General features: G+C 55.5%; 8 protein-coding genes. 4 read left to right on the top strand and 4 right to left on the bottom strand.

The annotated features are described in order from the left end of the window. The first annotated feature begins 21 nt into the window (after positions 1-21). Positions 22-3696: an FtsX-like permease family protein gene (locus SH573x_RS06885; protein ID WP_479353599.1), complete on the top strand. Its 3675-nt coding sequence runs from the start codon at positions 22-24 to the stop codon at positions 3694-3696. Between the two features lie 6 nt (positions 3697-3702). Here the strand turns inward: SH573x_RS06885 and SH573x_RS06880 are convergent, their stop codons facing one another. Continuing rightward, entirely contained in the window at positions 3703-4509 is an 807-nt protein-coding gene (locus tag SH573x_RS06880; protein ID WP_479353597.1) for a hypothetical protein, read from the bottom strand. 267 nt (positions 4510-4776) lie between these two features. Here SH573x_RS06880 and SH573x_RS06875 point away from each other — a divergent pair, with 267 nt between their 5' ends. Beyond that, entirely contained in the window at positions 4777-7347 is a 2571-nt protein-coding gene (locus tag SH573x_RS06875) for a DEAD/DEAH box helicase (protein WP_479353595.1), read from the top strand. Between the two features lie 531 nt (positions 7348-7878). Further along, on the top strand, positions 7879-9411 hold the full coding sequence (locus SH573x_RS06870) for a trypsin-like peptidase domain-containing protein (RefSeq protein ID WP_479353593.1): 1533 nt from the start codon (positions 7879-7881) through the stop codon (positions 9409-9411). A gap of 167 nt (positions 9412-9578) precedes the next feature. On the opposite strand, the gene SH573x_RS06865 is transcribed toward SH573x_RS06870, so the two are convergent. Further along, on the bottom strand, positions 9579-10430 hold the full coding sequence (locus SH573x_RS06865) for an NAD(P)H-hydrate dehydratase (RefSeq protein WP_479353591.1): 852 nt from the start codon (positions 10428-10430) through the stop codon (positions 9579-9581). A 414-nt stretch (positions 10431-10844) separates the two neighbouring features. After that, positions 10845-11648 (bottom strand): nickel pincer cofactor biosynthesis protein LarB, encoded by an 804-nt coding sequence (larB, locus tag SH573x_RS06860; RefSeq protein ID WP_479353589.1) that lies wholly within the window; start codon positions 11646-11648, stop codon positions 10845-10847. 120 nt (positions 11649-11768) lie between these two features. On the opposite strand from larB, the gene SH573x_RS06855 reads away from it, so the two are divergent. Then, positions 11769-13007, top strand: coding sequence for an argininosuccinate synthase (locus SH573x_RS06855; RefSeq protein WP_479353587.1), 1239 nt, complete (start codon positions 11769-11771; stop codon positions 13005-13007). Positions 13008-13283: 276 nt separating this feature from the next. Here SH573x_RS06855 and SH573x_RS06850 read toward each other — a convergent pair whose 3' ends face one another. Then, positions 13284-14702 carry a transposase gene (locus tag SH573x_RS06850; RefSeq protein ID WP_479349103.1) on the bottom strand — a complete coding sequence of 473 codons (1419 nt, stop codon included), beginning with the start codon at positions 14700-14702 and terminating at the stop codon, positions 13284-13286. Positions 14703-15006: the final 304 nt, after the last annotated feature.

Raw genomic sequence — 15006 nt, 5'->3', positions numbered from 1 at the left:
GTAAAAGGGAAGATACGCAGGGTGAGTACCATTTCGTCTGACGATACTAAGAGACAAGTCGCAAGTTTGCGATCACTGCCGGACTTGCAAACGTTGGTATGGAGATCGCTCTCCGCTTTTCGCGCGTTGCATTTGGCACTGGCCTTAGGCATAGCGGCGGCGACGGCAGTGATTCTCGGTGCGCTGGTTGTGGGCGATTCGGTGCGCGGCAGTTTGCAAGACATCATCGTCCAGCGCTGGGGCAATCTTCATAGCGTCATGCTGGCACAACGATTCTTCTCCGATCAATTGCTCGCACCGGAGTCAACCAAACCGCTACCTGGCTACCAATTACTGCCTGCGATTATTCTACCCAGTTCGGCTGCCGAATTGAAACATGCTAGCGGCATGCGCCGCGCAGCCAATGTTCAGGTCTTGGGCGTTACCGACCAGTTCTGGCAATTGGTAGGCAACGACCAGCAGCTCAAATCCATAAAACTCGGGCCCGACGAAGTGGCCCTGAGTGCGGCGTTGGCCGGTGAGTTGGATGCCAAGGTCGGCGACGAACTAACCATTCGCTTACCCAAAGGCACGGGTGTACCAGCCGATAGTCCACTTGGCCGTCGCGACGATGCCTCGGCCAGTCTGCCTCGACAACGCGTGGCCTCTATTCTGCCTGCCCAGACAGTGGCTGACCTCGATTTCCGCGCCAGTCAGCAACCGACGCGTAATATCTTTGTACATATCCCTAGTTTGCAAGATGCGCTCGAACAACCTGAGCGCGTCAACGCTGGTTTGCTGGTCGCCACCGAAAATCTATCACGGCTCAGCAGGCAATCGGTTAGCGATGCCCATCGCGTGTGCGATCAACTGAACGCGCGCATCACGCCCAGCATTAGCGACTATGGCCTCAAACTGACGCGACATACGCGAGTCTTTCCCGACGAATCCATCGGCGAAACTTTTGCACCCGGCGCAGATCCCAAACCGCAAACGATCTTTGATCATTACCAGATCTCGAGCGATCAATTGATCATGGACAACTTGACGATGTCCGTGTTAATGCGCGAATTGCAGATGCCTTCGTACAATCTCAATCCGGCTCGAGTGTTGAGCTACCTGGTCAATGAAATTCGAACCGTAGTTGGACAGAATGCCGAGTCTTCCAAGATGGTTACCTATTCGATCGTCACGGGCCTGGAAGACTGGGAACGTACATTGCCCGTGGTCGATCATGTGAGCGAATTCTGGAAAGAGATGCCCAACGCATGCGCCGTCAGTCCTTGGCTGGCCGAACAACTAGATATCAAACCCGGTAGCACAATTCGGCTGAAATTCTTTGAACCCGAAACAGTCGAAGGTCGCGAAATCGAAACCAGCGTTGACTTGACCGTCAACGCCATTGTCGACATGACCGCGCCTGACAAAGGTTACGTGCGCAATCGTCCGGCAACCTTCGCCCGAGCGCCCACCAAGACAAATGATCCTGGCTTTACGCCGATCGTGCCTGGTATCACGGACCAAGATACGATTTCCGATTGGGACCTGCCGTTTAAACTCACGCGCGAGATTCCCAAAGCGGATGACGATTACTGGCGTGACTATCGACTGACTCCCAAAATTTTCATGCGTTACCCGCAGGCCGTAAGAAGCTTTGGTAGTCGGTTCGGAAACGCCACCGGTATTCGCTTGGAAGTCGATCAGTTGGCCGCCAGTGGATTGGACGAAGCCGAACTGCGCAAGATCATTCAATACTCCATGTTGCGGGCCAAGGCCGGACTAGGCATGCAACTGTTGCCGATGCGGGCCATGCAACTGAAAGCCGCGTCGGGCACAACTCCGTTTGATGGTTTGTTTCTTGCTCTAAGCTTCTTCGTAATCGTATCGGCGCTAATGCTGGTGGCGCTGCTGTTTCGCTTAAGCATCGAGCAGCGTTCGAACCAATGGGGTTTGTTGTTGGCGGTGGGGTTTGAACAATCGCGAGTCAGAGAGCTCTTACTGATTGAATCGGGTTGGGTTATGGCCCTGGGTCTTGTGCTGGGCGCCATGGGCGGATTGGGTTACGCCTGGCTAATGATTGCCGGTCTGCAGAGTTGGTGGGCGGGGGCCATCAGCGGTTCCTTCTTGACTTATCATGTGACGATCAAGAGTCTATTGCTGGGAGCGGCCATTGGCGGCGCGACATCGCTAGCGACGATTTGGTGGAGCCTGCGCCGACTAAAAAGCTCGACGCCTCTAGGCCTGTTGCGTGGACAGTGGGATGCCTTAAGTCTATCCAACGATGCGACGGCCAAAGCAGCGATGGCGCTGGCTGGATTCTTGTTCTTCGGCGCGTTTGGACTGTTAGCCCTGGGCTTTACTTTAACTGGCATGGCGCAAGCCGGCGCGTTCTTTGGCTGCGGGATGTTGATGGTTTGCGCGGCCTTGGCGGCCACCGTTTTTCTGCTGAAAATTCCCGAACCCAAATTGTCGCCTGCGAGCTCTTCTGCTGATCATTCTTCGTCCGCCCAGGCAGCTCGACTCCCGTTTCATGCAGGCTTATGGTCCCTGGCCTGGTCGGCCCTGCGTCGCAATTTGTGGCGCAGCATCTTGACGATTGGACTTCTGGCAGTCGCTAGTTTCTTGATTGCTTCGATGAGTGTCTTTCAGATCGCCCCGACGCTCCAAGGCAGCGGTGGATTTCAATTGATTGGCGAAAGTTCGCTGCCCATCTATCGCGACCCGGGTGCGGTAGTAGCCCGCGAAGAGGTTCTCAGTGCAAATGACTTTAACACCTTGCGCACGGCCACAATCTTGTCGTTTCGCGAGCGTCCGGGCGAAGACGCCAGTTGCAACAACTTGTTCCAAGTTGGCCAACCTACGATCCTGGGCGTGCCAAATGCGCTACATCAACATCAACTTATATTGCCTGAGAGTCAGCGGTTCCAATGGGCTGCTGCCAACACGACCTACGAAAGTCCCTGGCAAGCCCTCAATCAAGTAGGCACTGGTTCAGAGACCGACCCGATTCCCGTGATTCTCGATATGAACACGGCTGCGTGGAGTTTGCATCAAGGTGCATCGCTGGATGCCATCACACGTATTCAGTTGGATGATCGCGTACTGCATTTCCGCACAGTAGGCCTGTTATCCAACAGCATCATGCAAGGCAAACTGCTGATCAGCGATTACAACTTCTCGCTTGTGTTTCCTGAAATCAGCGGCTTCCGATACTTTTTAATTCAAGATGACCAGCAGGATCAACAGCCCGTGGCTACCGCCATCGAGAACGGTTGGAGCGACCAAGGGTTGGACGTAACCTCATCAGCCGAGGTCCTCACGAAGCTGTTGGCCGTGCAGAACACCTACATCTCAGCCTTTCAAGCCATCGGCGCGTTGGGCTTGCTACTGGGCACGATGGGACTGGCCATCGTGCAGATTCGCAGTGTCATTGAACGTCGACGCGAATTAGCCCTGATGCAAGCCATCGGTTTTTCGCGCTGGCGGTTGGCTGCGCTGTTGATGACCGAATCCAGCTTGTTGCTAATCGGCGGTTTGATCATCGGTGTGGGCGCAGCTTTAGTGGCACTGGTGCCGTACATGCTTAGCAATAGTGGCTCGGCCAGTATCGGCCAGCCGCTAATCATGCTCGCGATCGTCCTGGCCGTGGGCTCCACCGCCAGTCTGATCGCCGTCGTAGTTGCGCTCAGGCAACCACTGCTGAAGAATATTCAGTAAACGCGATCACTTCCATTGACTCTGAGTTCCGTAAGGTGGTGGATAGATATCGCGATAGCTGGTTTGCGCGGAATGAATGGGGGCCCAGTTGTTGTAATTCAGCGGTGGCACAGGCGATTGATTGGCTGAAGCAATGTTCCACTGATTGGGCGCTAACTGGGTTGATGGCTCCTGCGTTAATTGGTCCCGTGTTGCTGCATGTTGGAGCGATGGAACTGCTGGGTGGCTACGCACTGGGGATAGTTGGTAAGTGGGCATTGAGTAGGTCGACACCGGTTGAACTGGTTCAGTTCGAGTTGGCTGTGAGTGAACTGGTTGTGGCGAAGTCGAAGGCACGCTAATGCGAAATGACTCGTACTGCTCCAGCGGCGCATAGCGTGTGACGCGTTGACTAGCATCGACTTGGGGTGGTAACTGGGCTGAGGTCATCTGGGCTGAGGTCATCTGGGCTGAGGTCATCTGGGCTGAGGTCAACTGGGCTGAGGTGCTGGGCAAGGGCAGTCCGACCACGTTGGCGATCTGATTTAGATTTTCGTCAGCCAATTGTTCTTCGACGGCTTTACCGAACGCTTGGCCTACTGGGCTATTAAGTACTGCGTGTACAGTGCGTTCGAGGTTGTTGACGCTCAAGGCTGTCGGCAAGGCCTCGCCTTTAACCGCGGTCGTGGTGGGCACCGAGCCTGGGTTGATCAATTCGAACAGCGCATCGCGAAGCTGGGGTTGTGCCAGGATTACGAATAGTCCCATGATGGAGACTTCGAGCATTGCGGCCGAGATGGTATTGAAAACGCTACGGCGTTTGCGAGCTCGCATGTTGGGCACCTCCGTGCTAGCGAGAATCCTGTAAACTGTCTGCAGCAGGTGTTTGCAAACGCAGTGCCAAACTGCTCACATGCCATTTGGGCATCTACCTCTATTATGGACCGCACCGATAAATCGCTTGGAAAAACCGCGGCAAAACACGCGTATATTCCAGGAAATCGCTGGCCGGACACCCTAGAGTGAACGCCAATTCGCCTTGGGCTAGCAAATTTCAGATTGACTCAAACTTTCCCAACTTTGAAGAAACTACCGTCCCCAATGGCCAGCCGCGACGAAATCGCCTACGAGTATTTTGAACAACTGCCATTTCCTCCGTATCCGGTACAGGAGGAAGCCATCGTCGCCTGGTTCTCCGCCGAGCAAGGTGTACTGGTGTGCGCTCCGACCGGGACCGGCAAGACACTGATCGCCGAAGCAGCCATCTATGAAGCGCTGAAAACTGGCAAACGTACGTACTACACGACACCTCTGATCGCTTTGACCGATCAGAAGTTCGATGAACTGAAACAAACCGCCGTGCGGTGGGGTTACTCTGAAAACGATGTCGGGTTGGTAACTGGCAATCGCCGAGTCAATGGCGATGCCCCAGTGCTGGTCGTGGTCGCTGAAATCTTGCTCAATCGTTTGCTCCAACCCGAATCGTTCGACTTTGCGGATGTGGCCTCGGTGGTCATGGATGAATTTCACAGCTTCAACGATCCTGAGCGGGGCATCGTGTGGGAGTTGTCTTTAGGTCTGTTGCCCTCGCATGTTAGAACCCTGCTGCTAAGCGCGACCGTTGGCAATAGCGTCGAGTTCACCTCCTGGCTGACACGTAGTTGCAATCGCCGTCTGCAACTGGTGCAAAGCACCGATCGCAAAGTGCCGCTGAGTTTTCAATGGGTCGGTGACCATACGCTCGACGAGTGGATCGAGAAGATGGTCGAAGGCAGCCTGGAAGCTCGACGCACACCGGCCCTGATCTTCTGTTTCAATCGTGATGAGTGTTGGCAAGTTGCCGAACTGCTCAAAGGCAAGAAGGTCGTCGACAAAGCTCAGCAGGCCGCCTTGGCCACCGAGTTGGAGAAGTACGATTGGTCTCAAGGCGCTGGACCGAAGCTGAAACAAATCTTGCAGCGTGGCGTCGGCGTGCATCACGCTGGCGTTTTACCCAAATATCGACGCATCGTTGAACAACTATTTCAAGCCAAGTTGCTGAGCGTGTGCGTCTGCACCGAAACACTCTCGGCAGGTATTAACTTGCCAGCCCGCTCGGTCGTGCTGCCGACCATTCTCAAAGGCCCGCGCGATAAACGTAAAGTCATCGAACCCAGCGCGGCGCATCAAATCTTCGGCCGCGCTGGCCGGCCCCAGTTCGACAAAGAAGGTTTCGTCTACGCGCTGGCCCACGAAGACGACGTCAAACTGCTCAGATGGCGCGAGAAATATGATTCGATCCCGGAAGACACCAAAGATCCCGGACTGATGAAAGCCAAGAAGGCACTCAAGAAGAAGATGCCCAAACGCCGCGACGGCGAAACCTATTGGACCGAAGATCAATTCAACAAACTGCGAGCCGCACCTTCGGCGAAGTTGGCCAGCCGTGGTCAATTGCCCTGGCGCTTGTTGGCCTACCTGCTGCTCAAGTCGCCGCAAGTCGAGCCACTTCGACAACTGGTTGGCCGTCGACTGCTAGATGGTCCGATGATGATTCAAGCTCATAAGCAGCTCAATCAAATGTTGATTACGCTCTGGACCGCCGGCTACGTCGAACTATCTCCTAAACCGGTTCCCAAGCGCCGTGAGCCCGCATCCAATACGAATCCATCGGCAGGACAAGGAGCGTCAGGGCAAAATTCGGCAGGGCAGGGGGCAACGTTACCTCCGCCAGCTCCGCGCGGTCTATTGGCCTCGGCCGGGTTAGGCGACTTGGTCAGTGGCGCAGCCGCGGCTCGCGCTCAAGAATCGAAAGGCTCGGCTGCCGATGCCAGCGCTAACTCTGGAGACATTAGTCCAGATGACAGCGATGATGAAGCTCACGATAGCGGCACGGAGTCGCTGGCCAAACTGCGTGAGCGCGAAGAGGAAGCCAGTCGTGGATACGATCTGGATGACTATCGCCCGGAACTAGCCACACCCACCGAACGACTCGACTTGCTCGTACATCTGCGCACGATCAATCCTTTGTATGGCGTCTTCTTGGCTGGGCACCTGGCGATTGCGGATGATGCCGAACGCCTGGCCGCTCTCGAGAGCGCGCTGGAGGTCCCCGGCAATGTTGCTCGACTAGTGCGCGTGCCACCGCTGGAAGAACTGCCGGCTGGTCCACTAGCCACCACGCGGCTGGACAATCAACTCTTGGAATTGGGATTGGCCACGCAAGAAGAATTGGTTGGGGTCAATCCCGATGATGAAGAGGAGGAGCGCCGCCGCGGCGGTTTCGCTCCCCTGCCACCGCGCATCCTGACGATCGGTGAAAAACTTCGTCGCCTGTTCAACTACGACTTCCCTCGTGTGCACGATGTCTTTACGCAACCGGTTTGGATCGCGGGCGAAGTGCTGCTGTTCGACGGCAACTTCAACAAGTACATTTTGGCCTACGGGCTTCAAAAGCAAGAAGGCATTTTGCTGCGACACTTGTTGCGATTGATCTTGCTCCTAGAAGAGATGGCAGCGATCCCGCCGATCGAGAGCACACCCGAAGAATGGGAAGATCGGCTGGATGATTTGATTGCCAAGTTGACCGATTGCTGTCGCGGAGTAGATCCCGAAAGCACCGACGAAATTCTCGATATTGCTCATCAAGACGATGAACTGACGCGCAGCCTGAGAACGCTGCGCCGAACCTAGCTCCACACTAAAGAAGTAGGGCGCAGATGGGGCTATTTTGAAGGGTGCCTGCGATAGGACGCGGAAAATGCATCTTCGAAGCCGAGATTCGATGCGATCGCAAGTCGCGTTACTTACACATAAAGTAATGGCTAACCGTAGGGCCCCCCTTCTCTCTCAATGTACTCATTGGGGGAGAAGGGGAGACCCTTCGATTAGATCCACCCGTGACGGTTGACGATATCTTGTTTGCGTTTGGTCCAATCGGCATGGAGTGGTTTGCGCAAGTCGTCATCTGCTTTCCGTCACCGCGTTGATCGGAACATTGATCTTGTAGTATCTCACAAGTCCTGACACACTCCGGCCGACAAGCGCGCAGTCGCCCGGATGCTAGCGTTAGGTTACTCAGCCGAGTCCACCGTCTGGCGACGGTGGCTACCGCGCCGTCGGCACAGCATGACAATGGATTGTCAATGCTAGCACTTGTTGAGATATAGTACAGATCAAGCATCGAGCCGCTCGCGTGCTCATGCTGCCATCGGAAGGGATACCATGGCTCAGATTCGCATGGCTACTTTTGTAGCCTTATCGATGGGCGTTCTCGCAGCGTGTGATTGTTCAGCCCAAACGGCCGACAGTCGGTTGCAGATCGTTAGTTTCACTTCGGCCAGTTGCCAACCGTGCAAGAGCATGCAACCGGTGCTGGAACAGTTGGCCAGTGAAGGTTGGCAGCTTCAACAAGTCGATGTGCAGCAGCATCCCGAGCTAGTCAAGCCGTTCGGCGTAACTTCCTTGCCGACACTGGTTGTGCTTCAGGACCGGCGCATCGTCCATCGCATCGTCGGTACACTGGGCCATGCCAAGCTGGTTGCGCAACTGCAACAAGTCTCACAAAACCAGACCAGCCCGATCAAACCGGCCAATTCGCAAGAACTGCTGGCCATGGCGGGCTCGGCCCCCGAACGTAACGAGCGCAGCGCCCACAACGATCGGCTGCGAACAGCTGAACCGATGGCTGTGCGCGGCCAATCGCCCACCGCAGATAGTGGTGCGCTGGCGATTAACGACGCGCGTGGATCCACGCTGGAGATGACGGAGTTCGATGCGCCAGCTGCGCGGGCTGCAACTGGTCGCGGTGCACCGCAGCCATCGGTATCTGCAACGCTGGCCAGCATGTCATCCAAGGCTCCCGTGCGCTCGGGACTATCGACCGATGAGCGAGCCCAACGAGCTACTGTACGCATTAAGATCGAAGATGCCAACTCCATCGCTTATGGCACCGGAACGGTGATCAATGTGCATGGCGATCAAGCTCTGGTGCTGACATGCGGTCACATCTTTCGTGGTATCGGTCAGGACGCCCAGCTGACGGTCGATGTTTTCGATCGCGGTCGCACGCTGAACGTGCCCGCATTGGCTGTGTCGCATACGACGGAACAAGGAGACATCGGTCTAATTGAGTTTCGATGCCCAATCGCCATCGAACCGGTGCCGATCGCGGATGCCAATAACATTCCGGAAATCGGCGCTCAAGCCTTCAGCTTTGGTTGCGACCAAGGAGCCGATCCCACGCGCCGCGACACGCAGATCAAACGTATCAACCGCTATCTCGGACCAGCTAATATCGAAATCGCCGGCGCGCCGGTGTTGGGACGCAGTGGCGGCGGGCTGTTCAATGCTCGTGGACAATTGATCGGAGTATGCAACGCAGCCGACAACGAAGACGATGAAGGCATCTATGCATCGCTGCCCGTGATCCATCAACATGTGGCGGCCCTCAAGCTAGATTCGCTGCCACGCGATCCGGCTGATTCACCTTCACAACAATCCCCACAGACTGCTCAAGTCCAACTGGCATCGGCCAATCAACCACGTTCAGCATCAAATGATTACTGGCCCGATCAAAAGTTTGCTCAGGGGCCACAGTCAGCCGCACCACAGTCCGCCGCACTACAGCCACGAGCGCCAGCCGCTGCCGCTCAAGTGCACTGCGTCATTCGCGATGCCAGTGGCCATGAGACGACTGTCACGATCGATCGCGCCAGCGAAGAGTTGGTGGCCATGCTGAAGAGCCACGCACGATAGGCAGCCATCGTCGCCAGACGGTGAACTCTTCGTAGCCATCGTCGCCAGACGGTGGACCCTTCGTAGCCATCGTCGCCAGACGGTGAACTCTTCGTAGCCACCGTCGCCAGACGGTGGACTCTTCGTAGGCGACAAAATCCACCGCTTGGCAGCGGTGGCTACGACTTTCAGACTTGGATAAACTCAATCAATCTCTCTGCCAAGACCACGCGCTGCCCGGTAGCGGCTTCTGCTCTTTGACCGGCTTGGCCATGCGCATGAACACCCAAGTGAGCGGCATCCAGTGGCGAGAGACCTTGGCACAAAAGCGCCGTGATCATACCGGTCAGCACATCACCACTGCCGCCGGTGGCCATGGCGGGCGTGCCGGTTGCATTTAAGTGGGCGCTGCGGCCATCCGTCACCAGCGTTTGATGGCCTTTGAGCACTACGATAACGTTATGCTGCCTGGCAAATTCAATGGCCGCACGGCGCTGCGCGTCGGTGTCTTTGACGGCGACTTGCGATAGTCGCGCCCATTCGCCAGGATGAGGCGTAATGATCCTTACAGCGGCAGTCGTGGCTGGCCATGCACCGCTATCGACCAGGTTGTTCAGCCCGTCGGCATCGACCACCATCGGCAACGGTGCATCTTCAATTAACTGCCGCGTGAACAGTTGCAAGAGTTGACTGCGCCCCAGTCCAGGCCCCAGGGCGATAGCGGTAGTACGACTAAAGCGTTCAGCCAGTTGCCAATAAGCTGCATCCACGATGCGACCATCTTTATCTTCGGCCAAAGACAAAGTCATGGCACATGGATTGAGGACAGCCACAGTGTCGACAATGCGATCGGGTACTGCTTGAGTTACCAGGCCTGCACCGGTTTGCAGTGCAGCTCGCGCAGTCAGTGAAATGGAACCGGCCATGCCTCGCGAACCGCCCACGACCAAGGCATGACCATACGAACCCTTGTGCCCATCAGCCGCTCTGGGCGGTAGGCTCGGTAACGGATGTGTAGGCAGACCCAAGGTTGTTGACATGCAAAACGTTTCTGAAGTGGGAACACAGGTGACGTCCACCAGAAGCGCTGGCGAGGGCTATCACATAAACTGGTGCAGCTGAATTACTTTATACATAAACTATTATTGTCTTCGAAATGCTTGACGCATTCCGCTCCTACTCCTACTCCTACTCCTACTCCTACTCCTACTCCTACTCCTACTCCTACTCCTACTCCTACTCCTACTCCTACTCGACTGTCCTCGTGATGCTCGAGTACGAGTAGGAGTACGAGTACGACATCGTACAGCGAAATCGGTCAGCGCGTTCAGATTGACCTAGTGCGATCGTAACCACCGCCGCCAAACAGTGGCTTTCGCTGCCAACCCCGAGTCCACCGTCTGGCGACGGTGGCTACGCAGTGTGAGAACTCCTACTCCCCTTACTCCTTACTCCTACTCCTTACTAGAGGCTTGCGCGATCAAGCCGGCTACGTAACCGCCTTTGAAACCCGCGTCGATGTTAACGACGGTAACGCCGGCGGCACAACTGCTGAGCATGCTCAGCAAAGTGGTGATGCCTTGCAAGTTGGCGCCGTAGCCTACGCTTGTGGGAACAGCGATGACCGCACAAGGCACGAGGCCACCCATCACACTGGCCAAAGCACCTTCCATGCCGGCAACTACGACGATGGCTACGCATCGACGCAGCTGATCGATATGCGCCAGGAGTCGATAAGGCCCCGCCACACCGACGTCGACGATGCTGGTTGCAGCGATGCCCATCCAGGCCAATGTTTCGAGCGCTTCACGAGCTACCGGTAAGTCGGTACTGCCGGCACAAACCACCGCCACCCGCGTATCGACTGGCCTCGGGGTTTGAAACTCATCGCGCCGCAAACGCAGAGTTCGTCCCAGCATGTCGTACCGCGAGAACGCGAAATTCTTGCAGACCGCACGAACCGCAGTGGGCTCGACACGTGTAACCAAAACCTCTGGTTGGCCAGAGTGCAGCAGTCGATCGGCGATCTTGGCGATCAGTTCGGCCGATTTACCTTGTCCGAAGATGACTTCTCCGTGGCCGCAGCGCCGCTGTCGGTCGGTGTCGGCCTCGTAGGCTTGGCCGCCTGGATGCTGCAGCTGCAAAATGCGTTCGGCCAAAGCGGAATACGAAGTTCGGCCCGCCTCGAGCTCCGGGAGCCAGCGATTCTTGATCTCTTCCAAAATGGGGTCGGTCACCGAGACATCTGCTTTCGTCATGGACGGGTGGTCATTTTGCCTAAGGCCTTCTGAACTTCGGCAAGTCCGGCTACTATATTGACACAGGCTAGCCGCCTCTGCCACCGCGGGCTGGGCGGCTACATCACGCTTATTTTTTCGATGAAACTGAAGGTTGAACAGGCTATGACGGTATGTGTGTTGGCTTATTCGGGCGGTTTGGACACTTCGACCATGCTCGGTTGGCTCATCGACCGAGGGCTGGAAGTCCATGCCGTGTACGTTGACCTGGGTCAACCAGGCGAAGACCGGAAAGTCATGAAGGACAAGGCCGTCAAGCTCGGGGCCAAGTCGGTACACATGATCGATGCCCGCGAAGAACTCTGCCGCGATTTCGCTTTTCCCGTCTTGATGTGGCAAGCCAAGTATGAAGGCCCATACTTGATGGGCACCAGTATCGCTCGACCACTCATCTCCAAAGTTTGCCTGGACGTGGCCAAGGAGGTTGGGGCCAACATGTATGTCCACGGGGCAACTGGCAAAGGCAATGATCAATGCCGCTTTCAATTGGCCGCCGAAGCCCTGCGACCGGATATCGAAGTCTACGCTCCGTGGCGCACCTCCGAGTGGCGAGATGCCTTCGGTGGTCGCACGGAAATGATCGACTACTGCCAATCCAAAGGCATCCCGATCAAAGCCACTGCCAAGAAGCCGTATAGCTCGGATGAGAACGTATTGCATATCAGCTACGAAGCTGGCGAACTGGAACGCTTGGACGTGTGCGGTGTTGAACTGGTCGAATTCGAAATGACGGTCAGTCCCAAAGAGGCACCCGATAAACCTGAAGACGTCACCATCGGATTCGAAAAAGGCGTACCCGTCTCGGTCAATGGCCAGCGCGCCAGTGCACTGGCGATCGTTGAGCAGCTAAACGAAATCGGCGGCCGCAACGGCGTGGGCCGCATCGACATGATCGAGAATCGCTTTGTAGGCATGAAGAGCCGTGGTGTTTATGAAGCGCCTGGGATGACGCTGCTGTATGAAGCTGCCGCGCAGCTGGAACAATTGACGCTCGATCGCGACCTGGTTCACCTCCGCAATACGCTCAGCCCGATTGTCGCCGAGATGGTCTACTACGGCTTTTGGTACTCGGCCAAGTTCGATGCCTTGATGGCCTTCATTCGCAATTCCCATCAAGTCGTCACGGGCGAAGTTGGATTGAGACTGTACAAGGGCAACGTGATGGTCGTTAGCCGCAAGAGTCCCAACAGCTTGTACGACGAAGGTATCGCCACCATGGAAGCGGGCGGCAGTTACAACCAAACCGACGCCGAAGGCTTCATTCGGATCCAGGGTCTACCCTATCGTCTGCAAGGCAAACTGCGAAAGTTCGGCGTTTAATAGCGAGTCAAATTGATACGTTTGTCGTGGATTTGAGACGGTATTCACCTCCACCGCGCAGCCACCTCCACCGCGCAGCGGGGGAGGTCGCAGACGAGGCGTTAGCCGAAGTCTGCGGGAGGGGGCAAGGCACCAGGCAATACTCCTGCGGTGCTAACCACCTCCATCGCCCAGGCCCCTCCCGAATCTCGCAAAGCCTCGATTCGACCTCCCCAAGGCGAAGCCTTGGAGAGGTGACAGTCACCTCCCCCGCGCAGCGCAACGCTGTGAAGCATTTTATGCGGCGTTTTTGAGTTCGAGTTCCGTTAATTTCTTCCGTTCCCGAGAAGTCAATTTGAGAATGGTTGGTTCACCCAGCGATTTCTTTTCAGCGTCTTTGGGTCTATGGCGCGCGCGTTTGTCGGTGGTGTTGTTATATCGTTGTACTACTGCGTTGATCAGATCCAGCGTTAGCTGGTTTGGTTGGCTACTCTCATTCAAGTTACGCATGTATTTGCGCAATACTCGTAGCGTGTTTGCCAGACTGCGGTCATTGGGGGTATAGTCTCGATTCTTCTCCTTCTTGTCTTTTTTCTTTTTCTTTTCTTTCGTCGCTGCTGATATTTGGGCTCGCATTGCAAACAGTTCCGCCAATGCCATCGCGTTTAAAGACCACTCGACTTCAACCAATGATCGTTCGGGATTGCGGCAACGAAGTTTTTGTTTGTCGACCGTTTGCTTCAGCCCACGAAACTCGACCTCGATCAACCACCGTTGCTTGTAGAAGTTTGCAATCTGTTCGATGGTTAGTTCGTCCTCATTCAACACACTGGTCAGCATCCACATTTTCGTTTTTCCAACCGTTACGCGAACCAAGCGAAGTCGCAGTGGCGGAACTCCTTTATCCATTTGGTCTTTAGGCCAGCACAGAACCGTTCCATCATCCTGCGTTCTAAAATCCGTGTTTTGACTGAGCAATTTTACATTGCCCCCGACTCGTACTAGGAAGTCATGCCCCGCTTCCACAATCGACTTCCACAATTGAAAACCAACGAAACCTGCATCGCCAGTGAATAGGGTGCCTGTCGGAAATTCCTCTTGCTCAACTATGTCGCGAACGTGGTGACGCTCACTGGAGTTAGAAGGCCCGAACCGCCAGGTCCATGGCAATCGCATAGTCATGTGCCACACCATTGTCATCCAAATTTGCGGTTCTGGCGGTGCAGGCTTTTCGGCTCTCTTGCGTGGCTTGTTCTTCGACGTGGAGTTCTTGTTCTGCCTCTGCGCTTTGTTGTCGTTGTAACGGGCTTTTTTTCCCTTACCGTAGTTAGGCGCACAGAATGCCTCTTCATTTGAAACCGAACGTGGTACCGTCGCTCTAGAACCGTCAAAGCCCATTAGTACCCAGCCATCGGTGCGGTAAAAACGATCTCCCCACAGTTTCGCCAGCAAATGAAGGCGAGCGCGAATGCCAATTCGGAGAACTTCCTGGTTGTTGGTCAATACGTTCATCATCCCAGTGTAAGACCGGGCAATTTTCGTGAGTCCCAAGCCATGACAAGTCTCAATCGACTGGGCAAATGAATCGGTCACATTCTTACACTCTTGCCATGTCCAAATCAAAGCTTGTGCGGCTAACTGTTCTCCCTGCCAAGTGGCATTGCCATGGAACTGGCCTTTGGCAAATAATGCTCCTGAGGGAAGGATGAGCTCCACGAGCTCCTTGAACAATGCACGATTCTTGACCAGCTCGAGTTTGGCCCTACGTTTGATAACTCGTGATCTATTCTTTGCTCGTTGCTTGCGACTCACGGCCAGATTCCTTTCTGACTGATAGGTTTCAGTTAGTGCTTGGGGGAATCTGGCCTTTTTTCATCCTTTGGCAATTTATGGAAGCCCAGTTTTTGCAAGTTAAAATGCTTCACAGCGTTGCGCGCAGCGGGGGAGGTCGCCGACGCGGCGTTCAGCCGTCGTCGGCGGGAGGGGGCCCAGCGCTACGTTGGACTCAAGCGTCATGGAC

It is taken from the genome of Rania fehmarnensis (assembly GCF_056494185.1).
Note: the sequence above shows the minus strand (reverse complement) of the source record. Positions and strands in the feature narration are given on the sequence as shown.

Coding starts and splice junctions, on each gene's coding strand:
- SH573x_RS06865 (WP_479353591.1), bottom strand. CDS start 10,430: ATGTCAACAACCTTGGGTCTGCCTACACATCCGTTACCGAGCCTACCG.
- SH573x_RS06855 (WP_479353587.1), top strand. CDS start 11,769: ATGAAACTGAAGGTTGAACAGGCTATGACGGTATGTGTGTTGGCTTAT.
- SH573x_RS06880 (WP_479353597.1), bottom strand. CDS start 4,509: ATGCGAGCTCGCAAACGCCGTAGCGTTTTCAATACCATCTCGGCCGCA.
- SH573x_RS06875 (WP_479353595.1), top strand. CDS start 4,777: ATGGCCAGCCGCGACGAAATCGCCTACGAGTATTTTGAACAACTGCCA.
- larB (WP_479353589.1), bottom strand. CDS start 11,648: ATGACGAAAGCAGATGTCTCGGTGACCGACCCCATTTTGGAAGAGATC.
- SH573x_RS06870 (WP_479353593.1), top strand. CDS start 7,879: ATGGCTCAGATTCGCATGGCTACTTTTGTAGCCTTATCGATGGGCGTT.